This is a genomic window from Pseudomonas sp. G11-1, assembly GCF_024031555.1.
In the GTDB taxonomy this organism is placed as follows: domain Bacteria; phylum Pseudomonadota; class Gammaproteobacteria; order Pseudomonadales; family Pseudomonadaceae; genus Halopseudomonas; species Halopseudomonas bauzanensis.
Genome location: NZ_QEYQ01000002.1, coordinates 74,326 through 101,269, shown reverse-complemented (window position 1 = coordinate 101,269; position 26,944 = coordinate 74,326). Strand labels below are relative to the sequence as shown.

The window sequence follows — 26,944 nt, the reverse complement described above, 5'->3', positions numbered from 1 at the left end:
CACTGCGAGCGAGCCTAAGTCATGACGACTCTCAGCGATTTTCCGTTATTGCCACTGCGTGACGTGGTGGTGTACCCCAACATGGTCATTCCGCTGTTCGTGGGCCGCGATAAATCCATCGAGGCCCTGGAAGCGGCCATGGTCGCCGACAAGCAGGTTCTGCTGTTGGCTCAGCGCAACCCGGCCGATGACGATCCGACCCGCGACGCTCTGTATGAGCTCGGCACTGTCGCCACCATACTGCAGCTGCTGAAACTGCCCGACGGCACCGTCAAGGTGCTGGTGGAAGGTGAACAGCGCGCCCGGGTTGAGCATGTCGAGGACCTGGAAGGCTACCAACTGGCCAGTGTGACGCTGCTCGAAGAGGATGTGCTCGACGAGCGTGAGGCGCAGGTACTGGTCCGCAGTCTGATGAGCCAGTTCGAGCAGTTCGTCAATCTCGGCAAGAAGATTCCCGCCGAAGCGGTCAGCTCGCTGGCCGGCATTGACGACCCGCGGCGGCTGGTCGACACCATGGCAGCGCAGCTCAACCTCAAGGTCGAGCAGAAGCAGGCGATTCTGGAAATTCTCGCGGTGCGCCAGCGCGTGGAGCACGTGCTGGGCGTACTGGATACCGAGATCGATCTGCTACAGGTCGAGAAGCGTATCCGTGGGCGGGTCAAGAAGCAGATGGAGCGCAGCCAGCGCGAGTACTACCTGAACGAGCAGATGAAGGCCATCCAGAAGGAAATGGGCGGTCTCGACGAGGGCAGCAGCGAGCTGGATGAGTTGCAGCGCAAGATCGACGCCTCAAGCATGAGCAAGGAAGCGCTGGACAAGGCCAACGCCGAGCTGGGCAAGCTGAAGATGATGTCGCCAATGTCCGCCGAGGCCACTGTGGTGCGCTCCTATATCGAATGGCTGAGTAACGTGCCGTGGACCAAGTCCAGCCGCGTGCGCCACGATCTCCAGCACGCTGAGAAGGTCCTGGAAAGCGATCATTACGGCCTGGAAGAGGTCAAGGAACGGATTCTTGAGTATCTGGCCGTGCAGAAGCGCGTGCGCAAGCTTAAAGGGCCGGTGCTCTGCCTGGTAGGGCCGCCCGGCGTGGGCAAGACCTCCCTGGGTGAATCACTGGCGCGGGCGACCAACCGCAAGTTCGTACGTATGGCCCTGGGCGGCGTGCGTGATGAGGCAGAGATCCGTGGCCATCGCCGCACCTACATTGGCTCGATGCCGGGCAAGCTGATCCAGAAGATGAGCAAGGCGGGGGTGAAGAACCCGCTGTTCCTGCTCGATGAAATCGACAAGATGGGGCAGGACATGCGCGGCGATCCTTCGTCGGCGCTGCTTGAAGTGCTGGACCCGGAACAGAACCACGCCTTCAGTGATCACTATCTGGAAGTGGACTACGACCTGTCCGACGTCATGTTCATCTGTACCTCCAACTCGATGAATATCCCGGCGCCGCTGCTCGACCGCATGGAAGTGATCCGCATCCCGGGTTATACCGAGGACGAGAAGATCAATATCGCCCAGCGCTATCTGGTGTCCAAGCAGATCAAGAACAATGGTCTGAAGAAAGACGAACTGACCTTCACCACCGAATCGCTACGGGATCTGATCCGCTATTACACTCGCGAAGCCGGTGTGCGTGGCCTGGAGCGCCAGATTGCCAAAGTCTGCCGCAAGGTGGTGCGTGAGCAGACGGAGAAGGGCACCCAGGCGGCCGTCACTGTCGATGGCGCGCTGCTGGAGCAGCACCTGGGCGTGCACAAGTTCAAGTACGGCCTGGCCGAGGAGGCGGATCAGATCGGCCAGGTGACCGGGCTGGCCTGGACCCAGGTCGGCGGCGAGCTGCTGAGCATCGAAGCGGCGGTCATGCCGGGCAAGGGGCGCCAGATCAAGACCGGTTCGCTGGGTGATGTGATGCAGGAGTCCATCAGCGCGGCGATGACGGTCGTACGCAGCCGTGCCGCGAGCCTGGGCATCGGTGCCGACTTCCACGAGAAGCACGACGTGCATATCCACGTTCCCGAGGGTGCTACACCAAAGGATGGCCCCAGTGCCGGTATCGGTATGTGTACCGCACTGGTTTCAGCGCTGAGCAGAATTCCGGTGCGTGCCGATGTCGCCATGACCGGTGAGATTACCCTGCGCGGGCAGGTTCTGCCGATCGGTGGCCTGAAGGAGAAATTACTGGCGGCGCACCGTGGCGGCATTCGCACGGTGGTGATTCCCCATGACAATATCAAGGACCTGAGGGAGATTCCCGACAATATCAAGGAGGATATTGAGGTTATCCCGGTAAAATGGATTGACGAGGTGCTGCAGATTGCGCTGCAATACATGCCGGAGCCCTTGAAGGAAGAAGGGGATGGAATCGTCGCCAAGGAAGAGCCTCATAATGCTGACGCGAAAGGGCGCATCAGCACTCATTGATGTTAAGCTAGCCGGCATTGGGTCCAGGCGATGAAGCTTGGCCCATCAGCCATGCTGGCGAAACGGCAAGCATTCCTTGACACGGTTTTTGAGCGCTTGATATAAAGCGTGCTTCGACCCAAGCAGGTATGCTGACTGGCTACAGCGTTGCTAGAACCACAAGCTTACATAACGACTAAACAACTCACTGAAATGTATAAGGGGACTTAGAGTGAACAAGTCTGAATTGATCGATGCCATTGCTGCATCTGCCGATATTCCGAAAGCTGCCGCCGGTCGTGCTCTGGACGCCGTCATCGAGTCCGTTACTGGTGCTCTGAAGGAAGGTGATTCGGTTGTTCTGGTAGGCTTTGGTACCTTTGCCGTCAAAGAGCGCGCTGCCCGTACTGGTCGCAACCCGCAAACTGGCGAGCCGATTGAAATCAGCGCTGCCAAGATTCCCGGCTTCAAGGCTGGTAAAGCACTCAAGGACGCCGTCAACTGATAGCGTCCCGCAACTGACAGGACATGCCGCCATAACACCTGTTGCGGCATGCTTTCGGACTCCTGGTCAGCAGGAAAGACACAGAGGTTCAGTCAGTTCCCGAAAAGGCGCATCAATCCGGTGCGCCTTTTTTTGTTGTACAGAATATGGACGAGCTGGCAGCTCCGCGGGGCCGCCAGTTCTGTCGTCTGATACCACAGACGACCGACAAGCAGATTTGGGGGCATGATGCTGCAAAACATGAGGGACAAGGCGCAGAGCTGGGTCGCGAAAGTGATCGTAGGCGTCATTGTTTTGGTTTTCGCGATGACCGGCTGGGAATCCATCAGCCGTTTCACCAGCAACGACCAGAAGGCAGCCGAGGTCAACGGCACCGTCATCAGCACGGCAGAGTTCGAACAGGCTGTTTCTCTGCAGCGTCGCCAACTGACCCAGCAATTGCAGCAACTGGGCGAACAGTTCGATCCGGACATGATTGACGAGCGACTGTTGCGTGAATCGGTGCTGGAAGGGCTGATCCAGCGTGCCGTTCTGCTGGAGGGCGCCCAGGATGCGAATCTGCGCATCTCCGAGCAGATGGTTGACCACATGTTGTTGAACACGCCGGATTTTCAAACCAATGGCCAATTCGATGCCAACCGGTTCGATGTGGTGATCCGCAACATGGGTATGAGCTCGCGCATGGCGTTCCGCGATCTGGTACGCCAGGAGCTGATGCTCGCGCAGCTGCGTAATGCCTATCAGGCCACATCCTTCGCCACACCAGCTGAGCGGCAGATGCTTGCCCGGCTGGAAAACCAGAGCCGTGACTTTGCGGTGATCGAACTGGACACCGACGCTGCCAGCGTCGAGGTGAGCGATGCGGAGGTGGAGCAGTACTACAACGACAATCAGGCTGATTTCCTCACTGAGGAACAAGTGGTGTTGGAAACCCTGACACTCTCGCGCAGCGACTTCTTCGAGGGCGCCGAGGTGGATGAAGCTGCCCTGGAATCCCTGTACCAGCGCGAGGTTGGCAACCTGACCGAGCAGCGTCGCGCTTCGCATATCCTCTTCGAAGTAAGCGACGATGAGGCGGCTGTTCTGGAAGAGGCTGCGGCGGTCAAGGCGCGGCTCGATGCGGGTGAAGACTTTGCGGCGCTGGCCAAGGAAGTATCGGACGATCCCGGTACGTCGAACAATGGCGGCGATATGGGCTATGTCGAACATGGCAGTTTCGATCCAGCCTTCGACGATGCGCTGTTCGCCCTGGAGGAAAACCAGGTATCCGAGCCGGTGCGCAGCCGTTTCGGTGTGCATCTGGTCAAGCTGACCGACCTGCAATCGCCGGAAGTACCTTCGCTGGAGTCCATGCGTCCGACGCTGGAGCAGGAGCTCAAGGCCGAGCAGGTAGAGCGTCGCTTTGTCGAGGCTTCGCGGGAGCTGGCGAATCTGGCCTATGAATCCGAAGACCTGGCCGAGCCGGCGCGGATACTGAACGTGGAAGTCGAAACCCACGGCCCGCTGGAGCGCTCCGGTGGGGAAGGCCTGACCGCTAATCCCAGGATCATGGCTGCGGCCTTTGCCGAAGACGTGCTGGTTGATCGGCGTAATAGCCAATTGATCGAGCTGGATGCTGATACTGTGGCGGTGGTACGGGTCAAGGAACACCTGAAGCCGGAGCAGCGGCCGCTGGACGAGGTGCGTGCCGAGATCGCTGACCTGCTGCAGTTCCGCAAAGCCAGCGAGCTGGCGGCTGAACGAGCAGAGCAGTGGGTGACGCAACTGGAGCAGGGCGAGCTGGACACCCAGGCGCTGGCCGCTGAGCTGGGTAATGAGTGGCAGGTGCATGAAGCCATAAGCCGTTCCGATCGGGATGTTACTCAGGCGCTGCTGCGTAACGTCTTCACTATGTCGAAACCCGGCTCTACACCGGAGTATGCACACTTCCGTCAGCCTGACGGCAGCCAGTGGATCGTCGAACTGCGTGGTGTCTCGATCCCCGAGGAAGCGCTGGCTGAAGCCGATTCGCCCATGTATGGCGACTACATCGCTGGCCAGACCGGTGAGCAGGACTTCGCTGGCGTCCAGCAACAGCTGCAGGACCAGGCTGATATCGAGCGTTTCTGATTCGCAGTGATGCTGCTCGATAAGAAACCGCATGTCCCTGGGCATGCGGTTTTTTTGTGGCCGTGGGCGTGATTGTTGGTCTTATTTTGATAAATAGAATCGTTTGCAGGTGGCATATCGATCATTTACTGTTGCCGCTGCTCCGCTTGCCCGCCATTATTGACTTGTCGCTATTGCGGCGCTGGGCCTCCGTTTCCTCTCATCCTGGGTTTGTGCTTTTCCATGACCGATTCTCCGTCATTGTCCGTTCGTCACAAGCGCCTGATCGGCATCCTGATATTGCTGTTGATACTGATCGGAATTGGCTACCTGCTGGCCAGGAACCCACCCTCGGCACCCTTACCCCAGCGCAGCGCGTGGAACCAGCCGACTCCGGTGCGGGTTGTCCCTGTGCAGCGCGGCAGCCTCGATGTGCAGATCAGATCCATCGGCACCGTTACCCCCCTCAATGCGGTCACGGTGCGCAGTCGGGTTGACGGGGAGCTTACCCGGGTGCTGTTTACTGAAGGTGCCGAGGTGGAGCAGGGCACCTTGCTGGCCGAGATCGATCCGGCGCCTTATCGGGCCCAGTTGGCCCAGGCCGAAGGTCTGGCTCAGCAGAATCAGGCGCAACTGGCCAACGCCCAGGCGGATCTGGAGTTGTATGAAGGGCTGTACGAGCAGGATTCCATTGCTCGCCAGCAACTGACCAGCCAGCGGGCATTGGTAGAGGAGCTGCGTGGCACGCTCAAGGCCAATGCGGCTCAGGTCGAGGATGCCCGGCTGCAGTTGTCCTGGACCCGGATCGAGGCACCCATCGCCGGCAAACTGGGCCTGCGCCGCGTAGATGCTGGTAACCTGGTGAGCAGCAGCGACACCGAGGGGCTGGTCAGTATCACCCAGATGCGCCCGATAGCTGTGGAGTTCACCGTGCCGGAACCGGATGTGCCGGCGCTGCGTCGGGCCGCCAGCAGCGGCGAAGCGCTGGCCGTGCAGGCGCTGGACCGCAACGAACAGCAGGTGCTGGCCCGTGGCCAACTGCATACCATGGATAACCAGATCGATATCGCCACCGGCACGTTGCGGGTCAAGGCATTGTTCGAGAATGGCGATGACGAGCTGTTCCCCAACCAGTTCGTCAATGTCCGCCTGCGGTTGCAGACATTGCCTTCGGTAATCACCATCCCCTCGGATGCCGTGCAGTTCGGTTCCAGAGGAACCTATGTCTACGTGATCAATGCAGAAGAAAGCAAGGCCTATACCCGGCTGGTCAAGCTGGGCGCCACTGCTGACGGTCGGGTGGCGGTAACCGAGGGGCTGGAGGAACAGGAGTTGGTGGTGCTGGAAGGGCTCGACCGGCTGCGCGATGGCCGCGAAGTGGTGATTACCGACGAGGCTGCTGGCTGATGAGGTGTCTGATCGCCCTGACGCCTCCCACAGGCCGGGGGCCGCGATAGATGAACAACCTGTCGCGCCCCTTCATCCTGCGCCCGGTTGCCACTTCATTACTGATGCTGGCCTTTCTGATTACCGGCATCATAGCCTGGCGGATGTTGCCGGTCGCGGCGCTGCCCCAGGTGGACTACCCGATCATTCAGGTATTCACCTTCCAGCCCGGTGCGGGGCCCAAGGTTACCGCACGGACCATTACCGCGCCGCTGGAGCGACATCTGGGACAGATCCCCGGGCTCGAGCAGATGTCTTCTACCAGTTCCGCTGGTGCCTCGGTGATTACCTTGCAGTTCGGTCTGGCAGTGGATCTCGGAGTGGCGGAGCAGGAGGTGCAGGCGGCGATCAATACCGCTGACAGCCTACTGCCCAATGATCTGCCGGCGCCGCCGATCTACCGTAAGGTCAACCCGGCCGACGCGCCCATTCTTACCCTGGCCATCACTTCCGATGCGATGCCGTTGCCGCAGATTCATGATCTGGTCGATACCCGCATGGCCCAGAAACTCGCCCAGTTATCAGGGGTAGGTATGGTCAGCCTGGCTGGCGGCCAGCGACCGGCTCTGCGGGTGCAAGCCAATCCCGGGGCGCTGGCCGCCCGCGGTCTCAGTCTGGACGATGTGCGCGTCGCTATCGACGCCACCAACGTCAACCAGCCCAAGGGCAGCTTTGACGGCCCCCACCGCACCACAATGCTGGATGCCAACGACCAGATCCGTTCGGTTGAGGACTACCGCGAGCTGATTCTGGCCTGGCAGGATGGCGCCGCGCTGCGCCTGGGTGACGTGGCCACGATCATCGATGGAGCCGAGGATCGCTTTCTTGCGGCCTGGGCCGATACCCAGCCGGCGGTGCTGCTCAACGTACAGCGCCAGCCCGGCGCCAACGTCATCGAGGTAGCGGATCGGGTGCAGGCGCTATTGCCGCAGTTGACGGCAACCCTGCCCGCAGCGGTGGATGTGACCATGCTCACCGACCGCACCCAGAGCATCCGCGCATCGATACGTGATGTGCAGCATGAATTGCTGTTTGCGATATTCCTGGTGGTGCTGGTGACCTTCGCCTTCTTGCGCAGTATCCCCGCCACCATCATTCCCAGCATTGCCGTGCCGTTGTCCCTGATCGGCACCTTCGGTTTCATGTACCTGATGGACTTTTCCATCAATAACCTGACGCTGATGGCGCTGACCATCGCCACCGGCTTCGTGGTGGACGACGCCATCGTCATGCTGGAGAACGTTGCGCGGCACCGGGAGAAGGGTGCTTCGCCAATGGAGGCGGCGCTCAAGGGGGCAGCGGAAATTGGCTTCACCCTGGTCTCGCTGACCCTGTCGCTGATCGCGGTCTTGATTCCGTTGTTGTTCATGGGCGATCTGGTGGGCCGGTTGTTCCATGAATTTGCCGTGACCCTGGCGGTGGCCATTGCCATCTCGCTGGTGGTATCCCTGACTCTGACGCCGATGATGTGCGCGCGCATGCTGCGCGAGCCGCTGACCCATGATGAGCAGGCTGAGGGGGCGGGGCTGATGAGCCGGACCATCCGCCGCTACGGCGAGTGGCTGGACTGGGCACTGAATCGTCAGCCGCTGATGCTGTTGGTGATGGTGGCGACGGTCGCGCTGACGGCGCTGCTGTACCTTGCGGTGCCCAAGGATTTCTTTCCGGTGCAGGACAGTGGCGTGATCCAGGTGGTGACCGAAGCGCCACAGGATATCTCCTTCGGCGCCATGGGCGAGCGGCAGCAGGCCCTGGCCGCAGCCCTGCTGGACGGCACCGGCGTGGTCAGCCTGTCATCCTTCATCGGCGTGGATGGTACCAACACCAGCCTCAACAGCGGGCGCATGTTCATCAATCTGCCGCCGCACAGTGAACGCAGCGAAACGGTGTTTACCGTCATCGAGCGGCTGCGCCAGCGGGCGGCTGAGGTGGAAGGTATCCAGGCGTGGTTCCAGCCGGTGCAGGAACTGAGCATTGAGGACCGGGTGGCCCGCACCCAGTACCAGTTCACCCTCACCAGCCTCGACAGCGAGACGCTCGGTGAGTGGGTGCCACGCATGGTGGACGCCTTGGGCCAGCGGCCGGAACTGGCCGACGTGGCGTCCGACCTGCAGCAGCGCGGCCAGGAACTCTACCTGGAAATTGACCGCGACGCGGCGGCACGCCTCGGCGTGAGTGTATCGACTATCGCCGAGGTGCTGCAGAACGCCTTCGGCCAGCGGCAGATCTCCACGCTGTTCACCCAGGCCAACCAGTATCGGGTGGTGCTGGAGATGGACCCGGCGCTAGCTCAGGGGCCGGAGGCGCTGCGCAGCATCTACGTGCCTACCGCCTCGGGCGGTCAGGCTCCCCTGGCTACAGTGGCGCGGCTGCACCAGCGGGCCACGCCGCTGATGGTCAACCATCAGGGACAATTCCCGGTGGCTACGGTGTCATTCAATCTGGGCGCGGGTTCATCGCTTGGCCAGGCGGTAGCGGCGATCCAGCAGGTGGAGCAGGAACTGGGCCTGCCGGCGGAGATCGAAACCCGCTTCCAGGGTGCCGCCGAAGCGTTCCAGGCCTCGCTGGCCAACACCCTGTGGTTGATCCTGGCGGCGGTGCTGACCATGTACATCGTGCTGGGCGTGCTCTATGAGAGCACCATCCACCCGATCACCATTCTGTCCACGCTGCCATCGGCAACCGTCGGTGCGCTGTTGGCGCTGCTGGTCAGTGGCCGGGCGCTGGATATGATCGCGGTAGTCGGGGTGGTGTTGTTGATCGGCCTGGTGAAGAAGAACGGCATCATGATGGTGGACTTCGCTCTCGAGGCCCAGCGCAACCAGGGCATGACGCCACGGCAGGCGATTCACCGTGCAGCGATGCTGCGTTTCCGGCCGATTCTGATGACTACCCTGGCGGCGCTGTTCGGTGCGGTGCCATTGATGTTGGCCAGCGGCTCGGGCGCCGAGCTGCGCCAGCCGCTGGGGCTGGTAATGGTCGGTGGTTTGCTGGTCAGCCAGGTGCTCACCCTGTTCACCACACCGGTGGTCTATCTGTTCTTTGACCGGCTGAGCCGGCGCCGCAAACCGGCGGGTGCGGACGTGGCGAGTCAGGGCGGATGAATCCCGCACGTCTGTTCATCAGCCGCCCCATCGCCAGCTGTCTGCTGGCTCTGGCCTTGCTGGCCTGCGGTCTGCTGACCTGGCGATTGCTGCCGGTGGCACCGCTGCCGGAGGTGGACTTCCCGGTGATCACGGTCAGTGCCAGTCTGCCGGGTGCCAGCCCGGAAAGCATGGCCACCACCGTCGCTACGCCGCTGGAACGCGCGCTGGGCAGTATTTCCGGGGTGGTTGCCATTACCTCCAGCAGCAACCAGGGTTCCACCCAGATCATGTTGCAGTTCGAGCTGGACCGGAATATCGATGAGGCGGCGCGGGAGGTGCAGGCCGCCATCAACACCGTCCGCGGCGAGCTGCCCGCTGGTATGCCTGGCAACCCCGAGTACCGCAAGATCAACCCATCCCAGGCGCCAATCATGGCGTTGGCGCTCAGTTCGGCCAATCTGGACTCCAGCGATCTCTATGATGCGGCCTCCACCATCCTCGCGCAGAAACTGGCGCAGATCAGCGGGGTGGGGGAGGTGAATGTTACCGGTGCCTCGCTGCCAGCGGTGCGGGTGCAGCTGGACCCGGGTGCCCTGCTGCACAACGGTATCGCCCTGGATGAGGTGCGTAGCGCCATCACCCAGAGCACGGCCTTGTATCCGCTGGGTTTCGTTGAGGATGACGCGCATCGCTGGCGGGTGGGCATCAGCGATTCGCTGCGCACCGCCGAGCAGTATCGGGAGCTGGTAATCCGCCATCAGGACGGTGCCGTGGTGCGGCTGGGCGATCTGGCCACGGTCACCGACTCGGTGGAAAACCGCTACACCAGCGGTTTTCACAATCACCGGCCGGCGGTGATCCTGATGGTCAGCCGCCAGAGCGGTGCCAACATCGTGCGCACCATTGATGCCATCCATGAGCAACTACCGCAACTCCAGGCGCTGATGCCCACCGACAGTGAATTGGCGGTGGTGATGGACCGCTCACCGGTCATCCGCTCCACGCTCAACGAGGCCCAGTTCACCCTGGTGCTGGCCTCGCTGCTGGTGGTGCTGGTGGTCTGGCTGTTTCTCGGCAGCGCGCGCACCGCGCTGATCCCCTCGGTGGCGCTGCCGGTATCGCTGGTCGGTAGTTTCGTGGTGATGTATTTCTACGGTTTTTCCCTCAACAACCTGTCATTGATGGCGCTGATCGTCGCTGCGGGATTGGTGGTGGACGATGCCATCGTGGTGCTGGAGAACGTCGAGCGGCATATCGAGAATGGCCTGACGCCGTTCCAGGCCGCGTTGAAGGGCACCGGCGAAGTGGGCTTTACCCTGTTGGCGATGAACGTGGCGCTGGTGGTGGTATTCGTCTCCATTCTGTTCATGGGTGGAATAGTTGAGCGGTTGTTCCGCGAATTCTCCATTACCCTGGCCGCGGCCATGCTCATTTCACTCTTGGTGTCCCTGACCCTGACCCCGAGCCTGTGCGCGCTGTGGTTGAAAAGCCGGGCCGAGCAGACCCCCGGGGTGGTGGCGCGGTACAGCGAAAGCCTGTTCAGCGATTTGCGTGAGGGTTACCAGAACACCCTCGATTGGGCGTTGCGCCACGGCGTACTGATCCTGTTGGCCCTGGCGGCGGTGATCGCCAGCAATGCCTGGCTGTATGTGAACATTACCAAGGAAACCCTGCCGCAGCAGGATACCGGCCAGATCCGCGGCTTCGTGCGGGGCGATGACGGTTTCTCGTTCCGCGTCATGCAGCCGAAGATCGAGGCCTACCGGCAGTTCATCTTGGCTGATCCGGCGGTGCAGGATCTTACTGGGACCAGCGGCGGCGCCAGTGGCACCACCAATGCCCAACTGTCGATCAATCTCAAACCCCTGGAAGAGCGGGGCGTGTCTGCCCAACAGGTGATCGAGCGGCTGCGGCAGAACCCGCCGCAGATTCCCGGTGCCATTATGTTCCTTATGGTGGACCAGGATATCTATCTCGGCTCACCGTTTCGCCGCAGCGAACACGAAGTGGTATTGCGCTCCGATTCCCTGGAGGACCTGAAAATATGGTCGCAACGGGTGTCCGAAGGCATGCAGGAGTTGCCTGAACTGGTGGATGTTGACGCCGCGGGCGGTGAAGAGACTCGCCAGGTAATGCTCGATATTGATCGCGAGGCCGCTCGCCGCCTTGGCGTTGACATGGCGACCATTGCCTCGGTTCTCAATAACTCCTTCTCCCAACGCCAGGTAGCGACGCTGTACGATGAACTGAACCAGTATCGGGTGGTGATGGAACTCAACCCGCGCTATACCGAAGACCCGGCGGTATTGGCTCAGATCGAAGTGATCACCAATGCTGGCACCCGAGTTCCGCTGTCCGCTTTCGCCAGCTGGGATTACGGCATGGCCAGCGACCGGGTACGGCATGATGGGCAGTTTGCCTCGGTGGGTGTCGGTTATGCTTTGGCCCCGGGCGTAACGGCCTATGAGGCGGAGCAGGCCATTGACCGATTGCTCGGTGAGATCATGCTGCCGACCAGTGTGCATACGGTGCCGGCCTCGTCCGGGCGGCCGGATTTCAGCGTCAATCTGAACCAGCCCTGGCTGTTGCTGTGGGTAGTGCTGGCGGTCTATCTGGTGCTGGGAGTGTTGTACGAAAGCACCCTGCATCCGCTGACGATCCTCTCGACCCTGCCCTCAGCCGGAGTCGGTGCGCTGCTGGCACTGAATCTGAGCGGCACGAATTTCAGCCTGATCGCGCTGCTGGGGCTGTTCCTGCTCATCGGCGTGGTGATGAAGAATGCCATCATGATGATCGACTTCGCCCTGGACGCCCAGCGCCGTGACGGTCTGCCACCCCAGGCGGCGATCCGCCGTGCTGCCGTCCTGCGGCTGCGCCCGATCCTGATGACCAACCTCGCCGGCCTGCTCGGCGCTGTGCCACTGGTGCTGGGCTTTGGCGAGGGGGCCGAGATGCGTCGGCCGCTGGGCATCACCATTATCGGCGGTCTGGCGGTCAGCCAATTGCTGACCCTGTACACCACACCCGTCATCTATCTATACCTGGAGCGCTTGCGCCAGCGCGTGCTGCGGCACCGGGAGCAACCGGCCGACTCAATGAATCCATCGCCATGAAAATACTGCCGCTGTCCATAACCCTGCTTGCCGTTCTGTTGTCTGCCTGTACTGTGGGGCCGGACTACATTCAGCCCGAGACCGTGGACACCGCCACCATTCGGCACCAGGAGGGCTGGCAGCCGATGCCGGCGCAAAGCTGGGCGGCCAGTGGCAACTGGTGGCTGGCTTTCGAGGATGACACCCTGACGGCGCTGGTTGAGCGCAGCACCCAGGCGAACCAGACCCTGGCCCAGGCCGAGGCCCGCTTCCGCGCCGCCGAGGCCCAATGGCGGCTGGCCCGCGGCGGTCTGAGCCCCGAGGTAGGCGCCACGGTAGGCGGCAGCCGTAGCGGCGGTAGTGGGGACACCGGGCGATCCGCTACCGAGCAATACGATGCCCGCCTGCAGATCGGCTGGGCCCCGGACCTCTGGGGGCGGGTGCGGCGGGGGATCGAGGCGGATCAGGCCAGCCTGCAGGCCAGCGCCGCCGACCTGGCCGCGGCCCGGCTTGCCATCCAGATGGCCGCGGCCGGCGCTTACGTCAATTTGCGTGCGCTGGATCGTCAGCAGGGTATTCTCAACGAGACCATGGTGGCCTATGACCGCTCCGCGACCCTGACGCGCAACCAGTATGACGCCGGCATCGTCTCCCGGGCCGATGTGATCCAGGCCGAGACCCAACGCCAGTCGCTGCGTACCGAGATGTATGATCTGCAGGCCGCTCGTGCCCGGGAACAGAATGCCCTGGCCGCCCTGCTGGGCATCGCACCGGCTGAGCTGGATCTGCAAGAGGAGGGTGAAGGCCTGCCGGCCATCCCCGCCTTGCCGCAAAGCCTGCCTGCCGTATTGATTGCCCGGCGTCCGGATGTGATCGCCGCCGAGCGCTTGGTCACCGCAGCCAACGCGCAGATCGGCGTAGCCCAGACCGCCTGGCTGCCGGACCTGACCCTGGATGTGTGGGGCGGCGTGCAGAGTGGCAGTTTCAGCGGATTGTTCGACGCTCCGGCCAGGGTCTGGTCATTGGGGCCGAGCCTGGCCCAGACGCTGTTCGATGGTGGGCAGCGTGCGGCAACCCGGGACATCGCTATCGCACGCTATGATGAACAGGCGGCTTTCTACCGTCAGACCGTTCTCGACAGTCTGCAGGAACTGGAAGATGCGCTGGCCACGCTGCAGATCCTTGCGGAGAAGACCGAGCAGCAGGATGCACTGCTGCAACTGGCCCTGGAAAACGAACGGGTGATCACCAACCGCTATCGTGCGGGGCAGGTCTCCTTCCTCGAAGTGGCCACGGCGCAGAACATTACCCTGAGTACCCGGCGAGTGGCGGTGGACATTCATGCGGAGAGATTGGCGGCTACGCTGCAACTGGCGGCAATCATCGGCGGTGGCTGGGATCTGGACGATCCGGTGATCCAATCGGTGACCGGCCCGAATCATTGATGAAAAACTTCAAGGATTCATGAAGACCACACCGGCTAATCAAATCCGCTTGTTTCTGTAAGGCTGCCATTCAGACGACGAAGTACGGCATCGTGTCGGATATCGAGATGGTACGCGCCGATGGGGTCAATGAAGCCTACGAGCGCATGATCCGGGGGGATGTGAAGTACCGCTTTGTGAGGGATAACGCCACCCTGGGCTAGGGTGAGCGCTACAGACGCTTGCAGCCGCCGTCTGGCGGCTGCAAGTACCGCTTATTCCTGGTCGACGCTGCCCATGGCAGTGATGTTGAAACCACCGTCCACGTACAGGATCTCACCAGAGATGCCGGAGGCCAGGTCCGAGCACAGGAAGGCACCGGCATTGCCGACTTCTTCGATGGTCACGTTGCGACGCAGCGGGGTGCGGGCTTCGTTGTACGCCAGCATCTTGCGGAAGCTCTTGATGCCCGAGGCAGCCAGGGTACGGATCGGGCCAGCGGAGATGGCGTTGACGCGGATGCCGTCCTCGCCCAGGCTGTTGGCCAGGTAGCGCACGCCGGCTTCCAGGCTGGCTTTGGCCATGCCCATGACGTTGTAGTTGGGCATGGTGCGTACGGCGCCCAGGTAGGTCAGGGTCAGCAGGTTGCCGTTGCGCTTTTTCAGCAGCTCACGGCCGCCCTTGGCCAGCGCGATGAAGCTGTAGGCGCTGATGTCGTGGGCAATCTTGTAGCCATCGCGGGTGGTTGCTTCGGTGAAGTCGCCATCCAGCTGGTCACCAGGGGCAAAGCCCACCGAGTGCACGATACAGTCGATACCATCGGGCCATTTCTTGCTCAGCTCAGCGAACACCTGCTCGATCTGGGCATCATCGGCCACGTCACAGGGGAAGCACATGTCCGCACTGGAACCCCAGTCGCTGGCGAAACCTTCGACGCGGCCCTTGAGCTTGTCGTTCTGGTAGGTGAAGGCCAGCTCAGCACCTTCGCGGTGCATGGCCGCGGCAATACCCGACGCGATGGACAGTTTGCTGGCAACACCAACGATGAGTACGCGTTTTCCGCTTAGAAATCCCATGTTCTTTTCCTGTTTTGCAAAGGGCCTCAAACCGAGGCCGACTTATCGGATACCGGGTGGGCGAAGGCCGCCTCCAGCAGCTGACGGGTATAGTCATGCTGCGGCGAGGCGAAGATTCGCTCGGCCGGTCCCTGTTCTACGATTTCACCCTGGCGTATGACCATCAGCTGATGACTGAGGGCCCTGACCACCGCCAGGTCGTGGCTTATGAACAGATAACTCAGATTGTGCTTGCGCTGCAGTTCACGCAGCAGCTCGACCACCTGGCTCTGCACCGTGCGGTCCAGTGCCGAGGTCGGTTCATCCAGCAATATCAGCGACGGCTTCAACACCAGCGCCCTAGCGATGGCGATGCGCTGGCGCTGCCCCCCCGAGAACTCATGGGGATAGCGATGCCGGGCGTCCGGGTCCAGGCCGACTTCCTGCATGGCCTGGATCACCATCTGCTCGCGCTCCTGCGGCGTGCCGATACGGTGGATCTCCAATCCCTCGCTGATGATCTGCGCAATCGACATGCGCGGACTCAGACTGCCGAAGGGGTCCTGAAACACCACCTGGAACTGCCGCCGTACCGGTCGCACCGCCCGCTGGTCTAGCCCATCCAGCCGCTGGCCGTTGCATTCTATCAGCCCTTGGCTTTCAGTGAGCCGCAACAATGCCATGCCCAGCGTGGTCTTGCCCGAGCCGCTTTCACCGACGATACCCAGGGTCTGTCCGCGCTGCAGGCTGAAACTGGCATCGGTCACTGCCTTCACATGATCCACGGTGCGCTTGAACACGCCCTGGCGGATCGGAAACCACACCCGCAGCTGCTCGGCCCGCATCACCAACGGCGCCGCCGGATCGGCCGGTACCGGCTCGCCCGACGGGTCTGCAGCCAGCAACTGCCGGGTATATTCATGCTGCGGCCGGGTGAAGAGTTCCGCACAATCATTCTCTTCGACGACCTGACCCTGATACATGACACATACCCGGTGGGCTATTTTACGCACCAGGTTCAAGTCGTGACTGATCAGCAACAGAGCCATGCCCAGTTTCTGCTGCAGGGACTGGAGTAACTCGAGAATCTTCAGCTGCACCGTGACATCGAGTGCGGTGGTCGGCTCGTCGGCGATCAGCAGTTCCGGCTCGTTGGCCAGCGCCATGGCGATCATTACCCGCTGGCGCTGGCCGCCGGAGAGCTCGTGGGGATAACTCTTCAGGCGTTGGGCCGGATCGGGAATGCCCACGAGGTCAAGCAGTTCGAGGGTGCGCGCGCGGGCAGCCTGCTTGTCCAGCCCCTTGTGCAGGAACAATACCTCGTTGATCTGCCGCTCCACCGTGTGCAACGGGTTCAGTGAGCTCATCGGCTCCTGGAAGATCATCGAGATGCGGTTGCCGCGCACCTTGCGCAGTTGCTTTTCCGGCGCGCTGAGCAGGTCTTCGTCCTGGTACAGGACGCGGCCGCTCGGATGCCGTGCCTGGGGGTAGGGCAGCAAGCGCAGGATGGAATGGGCAGTCACCGACTTGCCCGAGCCGCTTTCGCCTACCAGGGCCAGGGTTTCACCCGGGCGGATATCGAAACTGACGCCGCGCACGGCCTGGATTTCCTGCTTCTCGCTGGCAAAGGCCACGCTGAGATTGTCGATCCGTATCAATGGCTGTTCGGTCATGTCATTTCCTCGGGTCGAAGGCATCGCGCAGGGCTTCGCCGATGAACACCAGCAGCGACAGCATCACTGACAACACCACGAAGGCGGTCAGGCCCAGCCAGGGCGCTTGCAGGTTGGCCTTGCCTTGGGCAATCAGCTCGCCCAGCGACGGCGAACCGGGTGGCAGGCCGAAGCCGAGAAAGTCCAGCGACGTCAGGGTAATCACCCCGCCGGTAAGAATGAACGGGAAGAAGGTCAGGGTGGCGACCATGGCGTTGGGCAGGATATGCCGGAACATGATGGTGCCGTTCCCGGCGCCCAGGGCGCGGGCGGCGCGCACGTATTCCAGGTTGCGCCCGCGCAGGAACTCGGCGCGCACCACGTCGACCAGCGCCATCCAGGAGAACAGCAGCATGATGCCCAGCAGCCACCAGAAGTTCGGCTGCACGAAGCTGGCCAGGATGATCAGCAGATAGAGCACCGGCAGACCCGACCAGACTTCGATGAAGCGCTGGCCGAACAGGTCGATGCGCCCCCCGTAGAAGCCCTGCACCGCACCGGCGATGACGCCGATGATCGAGCTGAGAATGGTCAGGGTCAGGGCGAACAGCACCGAGATGCGAAAGCCGTAGATGACCCGCGACATCACATCCCGCGCCTGATCGTCGGTGCCCAGCCAGTTGTCCGCCGAGGGCGGTGCGGGGGCGGGCACCTGCAGGTCATAGTTGATGGTGTCGTAGTGATAGGGGATCGGTGGCCATAGCATCCAGCCGCCGGCGTCCTCGATCAGTTCCCGTACATAGGGGCTGCGGTAGTCGGCCTCGATGGGAAACTCGCCACCGAACTCGGTTTCCGCGTAGCGCTTGAAGACCGGGAAGTAGAGTTCATCCTGATGGCTCAGCAGCAGCGGTTTGTCGTTGGCGATGAACTCGGCGCCCAGGCTGAGTACGAACAGCACCATGAACACATGCAATGACCACCAGCCCCGGCGGTTGGCCCGGAAGCGGGCGAAGCGGCGACGGTTGAGCGGTGATAACTGAAAACGCGGCATCGACTCAACCCTCCCGGCTTTCGAAGTCGATCCGTGGATCAACCAGGGTATAGGCGATGTCGCCGATCAGCTTTACCACCAGCCCCAGCAGGGTAAAGATGTACAGAGTGCCGAACATCAAGGGGTAATCGCGGTTGATTGCTGCCTCGAAGCCGAGCAGCCCCAGGCCGTCCAGGGAGAAGATCACCTCGATCAGCAGGGCGCCGGTGAAGAACACGCTGATCAACGCCGAGGGAAAGCCGGCGATGATCAACAACATGGCGTTGCGAAACACATGGCCATAGAGCACACGATTTTCCGATAACCCCTTGGCCCGGGCGGTAGTCACGTACTGCTTGCCGATTTCATCCAGAAAGCAGTTCTTGGTCAGCATGGTCAGGGTGGCGAAGCTGCCGATGACCATGGCCGTGATCGGCAGAACCAGGTGCCACAGGTAGTCGGTGATCTTGCCCCAGGTATCCAGCTCCTCCCAATTGTTGGAGGTCAGCCCGCGCAGTGGAAACCAGTCGAAATAGCTGCCGCCGGCAAATACCACGATCAGCAGGATCGCCAGCAGGAAACCGGGGATGGCGTAGCCAACGATGATCAGCGAGCTGGTCCAGACATCGAAGGCCGAGCCGTGGCGGATGGCCTTGCGGATGCCCAGGGGGATGGATATCAGATAGGTGAGCAGGGTAGTCCATAGCCCGAGGGAAATGGATACCGGCATCTTCTCGATGATCAGGTCGATGACGCTGGCATCGCGAAAGAAGCTGTCGCCGAAATCGAAGGTCAGATAGCCCTTGATCATCAGCCAGAAGCGTTCATGGGCCGGCTTGTCGAAGCCGTACATGCGCTCGATCTCGGCGATGATCTCCGGGTCCAGGCCTTGGGCGCCGCGATAATTGCCGCCGCTGGACACCTCACCCTGGGCGCTGCCGCCAATCCGGCTGGTAGCGCCTTCGAAGCCCTCCAGATTGGCGATCATCTGCTCCACCGGGCCGCCGGGGGCGGCCTGGATGATGAGAAAGTTGATCAGCAGAATGCCGAACAGGGTCGGGATGATCAGCAACAGACGCCGAATGATGTAGGCGAGCATGCTCAGGGCTCCTGCTCTGCGGTCGGCAGCACCGATACCGGGTCCGGCGCGCCGGGCTTGACCCACCAGGTGTACATGCCTACATCGTATTTGGGCGGCTGGCTGGGATGGGCGAACTTGTCCCAGTAGGCCACGCGGTAGACCGGCGTGTGGTAATTGGGCACCAGGTAATGGCCGGCGCGCAGCACCCGATCCAGGGCGCGGGTGTGGGTGATCAGCTCGGCTCGCGAATCCGCGATGATCAAGCCATCCACCAACTGGTCGATAGCCGGGTCGCGCAGGCCGATGAGATTGCGGCTACCGGGGTTGTCGGCGCTGGAGGAGTGCCAGTATTCACGCTGCTCGTTACCCGGTGAATTGGATTGTGGAAAGCTGGTGACCACCATGTCGAAATCCCTAGAACGCAGCCGGTTTACATACTGCGAAACATCGATGCGGCGCAGCTGCATATCGATCCCCAGGGACGCCAGGTTGCGTTTGAAGGGCAGCAGCACTCGCTCGAAATCGGCCTGGATCAGCAGGAATTCGAAACTCAGCGGGACGCCATCGGCATTGATCAACTGATCGTTCTCGATCCGCCAGCCGGCTTCCTGCAGCAGGTCGTAGGCCTGGCGGCGCTGGTCGCGGATATTGCCGCTGCCATCGGTCTGCGGAGGTAGATAGGCGCTATCGAACACGGTCTTGGACAGCTGTTCGCGCAATGGTTCCAGCAGCGCCAGTTCATCTTCTCCAGGCAAGCCATCGGCCGCCAGTTCGGAGTTGCCGAAGTAGCTGGCACTGCGCGTGTAGGCCCCATGGAACAGGCGCTCATTGGCCCATTCGAAGTCGAATAGCAGGGCGATTGCCTGGCGTACACGGACATCCTGGAAGTAGGGCTTGCGCAGATTAAAGATGAAGCCCTGCATGCCTTGGGTGTTCTGGTTGGCGATCTCTTCCTTGATGATGCGACCTTGGCTCAGCGCCGGGCTGTCGTAGCCAGTGGCCCAGTTCTTGGCGCTGAACTCCAGGTTGAAATCCAGTTGACCAGCCTTGAACGCCTCCAGGGCGACGCCGGTATCGCGATAGTAGTCCACCACCACGCGATCGAAGTTGTAGAAGCCCTTGCGCACCGGCAACTCGGCCGCCCAATAATCGGTGACCCGCTCGAAGGTCACCGAGCGGCCGGGACGTACCTGCCCGATGCGGTAGGGGCCGCTGCCCAGCGGCCGCTCCAGACCGTTACGGGTGAAGTCCCGGTCGGCCCAATAATGTGCTGGTAGCACTGGCAATTGACCCAGCACCATCGGCAACTCACGGTTATTACCATGGTGGAAATGGAAGGTCACGCTGCGCTCGGTGTCGGCCACCACTTCCTTTACGTCGGCGTAATAGGCCTGGTAGAAGGGTGCACCCTGTTCTATCAGGGTGTTGAAGGTGAATACCACATCGGCCGCAGTGACCGGCTCGCCATCATGAAAGCGGGCTTCGGGGCGCAGGTGGAAACGTACCCAGGTATTGTCGGCTGGCCGCTCGATGCGCTCGGCCAGCAGGCCGTATTCGGAGAAGGGTTCGTCCAGCGACTGTACCGTAAGGGTGTCATAGATCAGGCCGAGTTCACTGGCAGCCGTGCCGCGGCTGATGAAACCGTTGAAGGAATCGAAACTGCCGAACCCGGACAATCGCAAGGTGCCGCCTTTGGGGGCCTGGGGATTGACGTAGTCGAAGTGGGAAAAGTCTTCCGGGTACTTCGGCGGCTCGCCGTACAGGGTCAATGCATGGCCGCCGGGCGCGGCGATGGCAATGGTCGATGCTGCCAGCAGCAGGCATCCCAGACAGGTCTTCAAGGTGTCGAACATCGAGATGGCCTTCCTGTTCAGTCGGTCTTGTTATCTATCCACCAACTGCGGATGGACAATGAATAGGGTGGAGTCGTCAATGACCGCAGCGTACTTCGATGGGCAATGCGGTGGTAGTTTATATACCAGTTTGGAATTGTATAGTGCTCCCATAGCAACACCCGGTCGATGGCCTTGGCGGCGGCGATCTGCTTGGTGCGGGTATTGGCGGCCAGAAGTGTGCCCAGTAGCTCGTCGATGATCGGGTTGGCGATACCGGCATAGTTGCGGCTGCCCTTGACGTCGCGCTGGGAGGAGTGGAAATAGACATGCTGCTCATATCCTGGAGACAGCGTCTGCGGCAGCGTGGTGAGGATCATGTCGAAGTCGAACTGATCCAGCCGGGCCTTGTACTGGGCTCGGTCAACCGTGCGGATGCGCAAGTCGATACCCAGCCGGGCCAGGTTGGTGCTCCAAGGTAGCAGGATGCGCTCCAGGCTCGGGTTGACCAGCAATACCTCGAAGGTCAGTGGCCGGCCTGCGGCGTTCTGCAGTCGTCCATTACGCAGGGTCCAACCGGCTTCGGCGAACAGCTCCACCGCCTGGCGCAGCGTGTCACGCGGAATACCCCGGCCATCGGTGGTTGGCAGGCTGTAGGGCTGCAGAAACAGCTCGCTGGGTAGCTGGTCACGATATTCGGACAGATAGAGAAATTCCTGGCCGGCCGGCAAATCAGTGGCGCTGAAAGGGCTGTTGGGGTAGTAGCTCAGTGATCGCTGGTAGGCATCGTAGAACAGCACCCGGTTGGACCATTCGAAGTCGAACAGCATGCCGAGCGCCTGGCGCACCAGGCGCTGATCGAAGGGGCTGCGCCGGGTATTGAAGAACAACGCCTGGGTCGAAGCCGGAATCTCGTGTTTGATGGCCCGCTTGATTACCGCACCGGAGGTCACCGCTGGAAAGTCGTAGGCGTTGGCCCAGTTGCTGGCCTTGTGATCAAGATAGATGTCGAACTCTCCGGCCTTGAAGGCTTCGAAGGCAACGTTGTTGTCGCGATAGAACTCCACTTCCAGGCGGTCGACGTTGTACTTGCCGCGGTTGACCGGAAGGTCCTTGCCCCAATAATCCTTCACCCGCTGGAATACCACTCGACGTCCTGGCATGACCTGCGTGATGCGGTAGGGGCCGCTGTTCAGCGCCGGTTCGAAGGTGGTCGCGGTAAAGTCGCGGTCACGCCAATAGTGTTCGGGCAGCACCGGCAGCTCTCCCAGGCGCAGGATCAGCAGCGGATTGTTGCTGCTCTTGAAGATGAAGCGAATACGGTGGGTGCCGAGCAGGTCGATGCGCTCGATCTCCTGCAGCATGGCCCGATAGTTGGGGTGCCCCTGTTCGCTCAGCAGCCGGTAGCTGAAGGCGACGTCGTGGGCGGTGATCGGCCGGCCGTCATGGAAGCGTGCCTGGGGCCGCAGATTGAATACCACCCAGCTGCGGTCGTCGGAGAACTCCAGGGTTTCGGCGATCAGGCCATAGGCGGAATAGGGTTCGTCGCCCGACGGATCATAAATGCCATTGCCAACCATCAGCGGCTCGTTCAGCTCGTTGACGCCGTATTGATAGAAATTGCCGGTACTGATCGGGCTGGTGCCCTTGAGGGTGTAGGGGTTGAGGGTGTCGAAAGTGCCGCTGCCCATTACCCGCAGCGTGCCACCCTTGGGCGCGTCGGGGTTGACGTAGTCGAGGTGGGTGAAGTCCCTGGTGTACTTGGGCTGACCGAAGACTGCATAACCATGCTGTTTATAGACGGCCGCGCTTGCCGCAGGGCAGAGCAGGGTAATCAGTAGCAGGGCATAAAGCAGTTTCAGCGGCAAGATCATGGCATTCGCGTAACCGGGGAAGCTGTAAAGCTAACATCCCCCGGCTATAAGCGAAAGCGCTGGCCCTAGGGCATACGCAGGGTCAGTTGCTGGCCCGGCCGCAGATGCGTGTCGACACCGTTCCAGGCGCGCAACTGCTTGATTTCCACGTTGAAGCGGCGGGCGATGCTGTACAGGGAATCGCCGGACTTGACGGTATAGGTACGTTTTTCCGGCACATTAGCACTGGCCAGCTGGGTCGACGGGCCGTGAGGCACGATCAGGGTCTGACCGATATTGATCAGGCTGCCCTGCATCTCATTGGCCTGGCGCAGCATGCCTACGCTCAGGTTGTGCCGGCGAGCAATCTGCGACAGGGTATCGCCGCGGCGTACGGTATAACGGGTGAAGGATACCCGTTCGCTCTCCGGCAACTGGGCCAGCGCCGAGCTGAACTGTTCGGCCTGATTCACCGGAATCAACAATTGGTAGGGGCCGTTGGGCGTTGCCACCCGATGTTTGAATGCTGGATTGAGATACTTCATCTCGTCGGTGGAAATGCTCGCCAGCTCGGCGGCCTTGACCAGATCCAACGGCCGCTTGATGGTGATCTGGGCAAAATAGGGCGTGTCATCCAGCGAGGGCAGGACGGTGCCGTATTCTTCAGGGCTGTTGATGATCTGTGCCAGAGCCAGCAGCTTGGGTACATAGTTCATGGTTTCGCGGGGCAGCTGCAGGTTCCAGTAGTCCGCCGGCAGTCCCAGCGCCTGGTTGCGCTTGACCGCCCGGCCGACACAGCCTTCACCACAGTTGTAGGCCGCCACGGCGAGCAGCCAGTCACCTTCGAACATATCACTGAGTTTGCTCAGGTAGTCCAGTGCTGCGGTGGTGGAGGCGGTGATGTCACGCCGACCGTCATACCAGTCATCCTGGCGCAGGGCGAACACCCGGCCGGTGGATGGAATGAACTGCCAGATGCCAGCGGCATGGGACGTGGAGTAGGCCATGGGGTTGTAGCCGCTTTCCACGAAGGGCAGCAGCGCCAGCTCCAGAGGCATGTCGCGCTTGTCCAGCTCTTCTACTACATAGTGCAGGTAACGCTGGGCGCGCTTGGAAGTGATTTCGAAATAGCGCGGCTGGGAGGCAAAAAACAGACGCTGCTGATCGACGCGGGGATTGTCCTCTACCGTGGGGTCGAGCAGGAAGCCATCGCGGATGCGTGTCCACAGGGTGCGTGGTTCATCGACCTGTTGCGGTACCCGCCAGCGCGGCTTGGTGGTTTGGGCGCTGTCTGCAGAGCCTGCCGCAGAGGGCGCGGGCAAGGTTTTGATAGCGGTGGACTGGCCCGTTGGGCCGGTGGTGGTCTGACAGCCGACAAGTACGACTAGCCACAGCGTCAGGAATCCATTTCTGAGAGCGTTGGGCGAAAATAACATGAGCTGGTCCGTTAAAATTTGCCCGATTCTAGGGAGCCACCCCCGAGGGGTCAAGGAAGCAGATCCGGACCATATGTCGCACCGGCGAAAATTGCCGCACGGATGCCCATGACACCACGTGCGGCTACGCCGGATGATACTGTTTCAGAATGTGTCTTTCCAGGCGCGAATGGCAGCAAAGGTTTGCACTGCACTGGCCGGCATGCTGCCGCTGTGACTGGCCGCTGCGCCGCGCACATGGGAATCTTCGCAGCGCAGAAAGGGATTGGTACGCTTTTCCAGGGCCAGGGTAGTGGGCAGGGTAATGCGACCGTCCCGGCGCAGGTCCTCGACCACTTCGAGGCGCACCTTTATATCCAGATTGTCCGGCTCGACCGCACGGGCGAATTGCAGGTTGGACTGGGTATATTCATGGGTGCAATATATGGTGGTGTTATCCGGCAGCGCGGCCAGCTTCTGCAGCGAGGCATACATCTGCTCGGCAGACCCCTCGAACAGTCTGCCGCAGCCGCCAGCGAACAGGGTGTCGCCGCTGAGCAGCCAGGGGTCACTTGGGTGATCGCAGAAGTAGGCAATATGGTCCAGGGTATGGCCGGGCACCGCCAGCACCTGGATCTCCTGTTCGAACAGGCATATCTGGAAGCCATCTTCGAGCGGCCGGTCGATACCCTTGATGGTGTCGTTGGTCGGCCCCCAGACCTTGCAGCCGGTCGCGGCCTTGAGGGTCAGTACCCCGCCGGTATGGTCAGGGTGGTGGTGGGTGAGCAGTATGGTGCACAACTGATATTCCGGATGGCGGCTCAGCCAGGTGATGACCGGCTGGGCGTCGCCCGGATCGACCGCCGCAACCTGCAGTGTGGTTTCGTCCAGCAACAACCAGATGTAGTTGTCCTGGAATGCTGGCAAGGCAATGAACTGTGGCATGGGCTTCGTACCTTCCTTGAATGGTGATCTGTATCTTATAGGAGGTAATATGACCCAGGCCAACCCGGAGATCCCATGGTGATACCAGAGTCGTCACGCTCCATCAGCCAGGAAGACCTGCTCCGCCTGCTCGGCGTGGCCCGGGACTGGCTGAACAGCCCGCCCGGGTGCTGGTTGCTGGAGTCCGAGCGGGCAGTGATGCGCAAGGCGTTGCCGGCCTGCTTCGGTCATCACCTGGTGCAGTACGGGCTGGCTGCCGAACTGCTGGATGATGAGCGCACTGTGCTGCGCAATCACTGGCAGCTGGACCTGCTGGGCGGGCCGTCGGCGTTGCCGGTGGAAGAGACTCAGTGGCCCTTTGCTCCGCACTCGCTGGATGCCGTGGTACTGCATCACGGGCTGGATTTCTGCCTGTCACCGCGCAGCTTGCTGCGCGAAGCCGGCCAGGCGGTGAGGGCGGGTGGCCATCTGCTGGTATTCGGCTTCAACCCCTGGAGCAGTTGGGGTTTCAATCACTTTGCCGGGCGCGACTGGTTCAGCGAAGCAGGATTCATCAGTCCTGCGCGCCTGACCGACTGGCTGGAGTTGCTGGGTTTTGCAGTGGAGAAACGCGTTGATGGGTGTTATCTTCCGCCCCTCAGATCGCAGGCCTGGCTGGAACGGCTCCGACGCATCGATGCCCTGGGGCAACGGCACCAATTACCCGGCGGCGGCTTCTACTTTCTGCTGGCACGACGCCAGGCGCTGGGCCTCACGCCGCGCCGGCAACGGGGAATAGTCTTCCCCACACTGCATCTCCCGCCGCTGGTTGCGGGCAACCGGCGGACACATAAACGGAACGAGTAATGAGTCACACAATCGAGATTTTTACCGACGGCGCCTGCAAGGGAAATCCGGGGCCGGGGGGCTGGGGCGTACTTCTGCGTCTGGGCGAACACCAGAAAACCCTGTTCGGCGGTGAACTCAATACCACCAACAATCGGATGGAGCTGACTGCTGCCATTCGTGGACTGGAGGCGCTGAAGAAGCCAGCCAGCGTGTTGCTTACCACCGATTCGGAATACGTCATGAAAGGCATCCGCGAATGGATGCCCAACTGGAAGAAGCGCGGCTGGAAGACAGCCAGCCGCCAACCGGTAAAGAACGCCGATCTCTGGCAGGAACTGGACGCACTGGTCAATCAGCACCAGGTTGAATGGCGCTGGGTCAAGGGGCATAGCGGACATCCGGAAAATGATCTGGCCGACGCACTGGCCAATCGCGGTGTGGATCAGGTATTGGGCAGAGGGGCGGTGCAGGATGCGTGAAATCGTTCTGGATACCGAAACCACAGGTATTGAAGTCCGTGAAGGGCACCGGATCATCGAAATCGGTTGTGTCGAGCTGCTCGACCGCCGCCTGACCGGCCGCCACTTCCACGTCTACATCAACCCCCAGCGGGAAGTGGAAGAGGGCGCGTTCGCGGTCCACGGCATCAGTGATGCGTTTTTGGCAGACAAGCCGCTGTTCGCTGATGTCGTCGATGACTTCATGGCCTTCATCAAGGGCGCACGTCTGGTCATCCACAACGCGGCGTTCGACGTCGGCTTCATTGATGCCGAGCTACAGCTGCTTAGAGGGGGCCATGGTCAGGTAGCGGATCATTGTTCAGTGGTTGATACCCTGCGTATTGCCCGGGACAAGCACCCAGGCCAGCGTAATAGCCTGGACGCCCTGTGCAAGCGCTATGGTGTCGACAACTCTCAGCGTGACCTGCACGGCGCGCTGCTGGACGCCGAGATTCTGGCTGATGTCTATCTGATCATGACCGGCGGCCAGACGGCTCTGTCGCTGGCCAGCCATGCCGCCGGGGAAAATGGTGGCGGGGAGGTCGGTACGATTCGCCGGTTGGACCCAGCGCGTCCAGCGCTACCGGTCATCCGGGCCAGCGAGGCGGAGCTGGCGGCCCATGAGGAACGCCTGGCGGCCATTGAAAAGGCGGCCGGCTTTGTCGCCTGGCCGCAAACAGCCGAACTGGTCACCGAATAGACGGCGCCGCCG

Annotated in this window: 18 protein-coding genes and 1 pseudogene; 11 read left to right on the top strand and 8 right to left on the bottom strand. The window is 61.5% G+C overall.

The features are described 5' to 3' along the window. The first annotated feature begins 21 nt into the window (after positions 1 to 21). The 8 genes and pseudogenes from lon to DHB74_RS06600 all read left to right on the top strand — a co-directional run. Positions 22 to 2,421 (top strand): endopeptidase La, encoded by a 2,400-nt coding sequence (lon, locus tag DHB74_RS06635; RefSeq protein WP_499161053.1) that lies wholly within the window; start codon positions 22 to 24, stop codon positions 2,419 to 2,421. A gap of 211 nt (positions 2,422 to 2,632) precedes the next feature. After that, entirely contained in the window at positions 2,633 to 2,905 is a 273-nt protein-coding gene (gene hupB / locus DHB74_RS06630; protein ID WP_036992334.1) for a nucleoid-associated protein HU-beta, read from the top strand. Positions 2,906 to 3,130: 225 nt separating this feature from the next. Beyond that, a complete protein-coding gene (locus tag DHB74_RS06625) occupies positions 3,131 to 5,014 on the top strand; it encodes a SurA N-terminal domain-containing protein (protein ID WP_051611291.1) in 1,884 nt (627 codons plus the stop codon). A gap of 222 nt (positions 5,015 to 5,236) precedes the next feature. Continuing rightward, positions 5,237 to 6,400, top strand: a complete 1,164-nt coding sequence (locus tag DHB74_RS06620) for an efflux RND transporter periplasmic adaptor subunit (RefSeq protein WP_499161052.1) — start codon at positions 5,237 to 5,239, stop codon at positions 6,398 to 6,400. A 50-nt stretch (positions 6,401 to 6,450) separates the two neighbouring features. Further along, positions 6,451 to 9,543, top strand: a complete 3,093-nt coding sequence (locus DHB74_RS06615; protein ID WP_499161051.1) for a multidrug efflux RND transporter permease subunit — start codon at positions 6,451 to 6,453, stop codon at positions 9,541 to 9,543. Further along, complete coding sequence (locus DHB74_RS06610; protein WP_499161050.1) at positions 9,540 to 12,638, top strand: efflux RND transporter permease subunit; 3,099 nt, start codon at positions 9,540 to 9,542, stop codon at positions 12,636 to 12,638. Before DHB74_RS06615 ends, DHB74_RS06610 begins: the two co-directional genes overlap by 4 nt. Beyond that, the gene (locus tag DHB74_RS06605) at positions 12,635 to 14,062 is read left to right on the top strand and encodes an efflux transporter outer membrane subunit (protein WP_499161049.1); all 1,428 of its coding nucleotides are present in this window, start codon (positions 12,635 to 12,637) and stop codon (positions 14,060 to 14,062) included. Before DHB74_RS06610 ends, DHB74_RS06605 begins: the two co-directional genes overlap by 4 nt. An 80-nt stretch (positions 14,063 to 14,142) precedes the next feature. Beyond that, a pseudogene (locus DHB74_RS06600) lies at positions 14,143 to 14,265 on the top strand (NAD(P)-dependent alcohol dehydrogenase); the annotation flags it as partial. 51 nt (positions 14,266 to 14,316) lie between these two features. On the opposite strand, the gene fabI reads toward DHB74_RS06600, so the two are convergent. The 8 genes from fabI to gloB all read right to left on the bottom strand — a co-directional run bounded on the left by fabI (position 14,317) and on the right by gloB (position 24,904). Beyond that, entirely contained in the window at positions 14,317 to 15,117 is an 801-nt protein-coding gene (gene fabI / locus DHB74_RS06595; protein ID WP_036992326.1) for an enoyl-ACP reductase FabI, read from the bottom strand. A gap of 26 nt (positions 15,118 to 15,143) precedes the next feature. Further along, positions 15,144 to 16,769: an ABC transporter ATP-binding protein gene (locus DHB74_RS06590; protein WP_036992325.1), complete on the bottom strand. Its 1,626-nt coding sequence runs from the start codon at positions 16,767 to 16,769 to the stop codon at positions 15,144 to 15,146. 1 nt (position 16,770) lies between these two features. Next, a complete protein-coding gene (locus tag DHB74_RS06585; protein ID WP_036992324.1) occupies positions 16,771 to 17,799 on the bottom strand; it encodes an ABC transporter permease in 1,029 nt (342 codons plus the stop codon). Between the two features lie 4 nt (positions 17,800 to 17,803). Continuing rightward, complete coding sequence (locus tag DHB74_RS06580) at positions 17,804 to 18,877, bottom strand: microcin C ABC transporter permease YejB (RefSeq protein ID WP_036992322.1); 1,074 nt, start codon at positions 18,875 to 18,877, stop codon at positions 17,804 to 17,806. A gap of 2 nt (positions 18,878 to 18,879) precedes the next feature. Further along, complete coding sequence (locus tag DHB74_RS06575) at positions 18,880 to 20,712, bottom strand: extracellular solute-binding protein (protein WP_499161048.1); 1,833 nt, start codon at positions 20,710 to 20,712, stop codon at positions 18,880 to 18,882. 17 nt (positions 20,713 to 20,729) lie between these two features. After that, positions 20,730 to 22,565: an extracellular solute-binding protein gene (locus DHB74_RS06570; protein ID WP_499161047.1), complete on the bottom strand. Its 1,836-nt coding sequence runs from the start codon at positions 22,563 to 22,565 to the stop codon at positions 20,730 to 20,732. Positions 22,566 to 22,630: 65 nt separating this feature from the next. Continuing rightward, complete coding sequence (locus tag DHB74_RS06565; RefSeq protein ID WP_136869878.1) at positions 22,631 to 23,980, bottom strand: LysM peptidoglycan-binding domain-containing protein; 1,350 nt, start codon at positions 23,978 to 23,980, stop codon at positions 22,631 to 22,633. Between the two features lie 144 nt (positions 23,981 to 24,124). Further along, entirely contained in the window at positions 24,125 to 24,904 is a 780-nt protein-coding gene (gene gloB / locus DHB74_RS06560; RefSeq protein WP_074779862.1) for a hydroxyacylglutathione hydrolase, read from the bottom strand. A gap of 75 nt (positions 24,905 to 24,979) precedes the next feature. Between gloB and DHB74_RS06555 the strand changes: the two genes are divergently transcribed. Genes DHB74_RS06555 through dnaQ form a run of 3 tightly spaced genes read left to right on the top strand, consistent with a single transcriptional unit; the run spans position 24,980 to position 26,932 of the window. Next, positions 24,980 to 25,750 carry a class I SAM-dependent methyltransferase gene (locus DHB74_RS06555; RefSeq protein ID WP_499161046.1) on the top strand — a complete coding sequence of 257 codons (771 nt, stop codon included), beginning with the start codon at positions 24,980 to 24,982 and terminating at the stop codon, positions 25,748 to 25,750. Next, a complete protein-coding gene (gene rnhA, locus DHB74_RS06550; protein ID WP_036992316.1) occupies positions 25,750 to 26,211 on the top strand; it encodes a ribonuclease HI in 462 nt (153 codons plus the stop codon). The genes DHB74_RS06555 and rnhA overlap by 1 nt, the downstream gene beginning before the upstream one ends. Then, entirely contained in the window at positions 26,204 to 26,932 is a 729-nt protein-coding gene (dnaQ, locus tag DHB74_RS06545) for a DNA polymerase III subunit epsilon (RefSeq protein WP_036992314.1), read from the top strand. Before rnhA ends, dnaQ begins: the two co-directional genes overlap by 8 nt. The last annotated feature ends 12 nt before the right edge of the window (positions 26,933 to 26,944 follow it).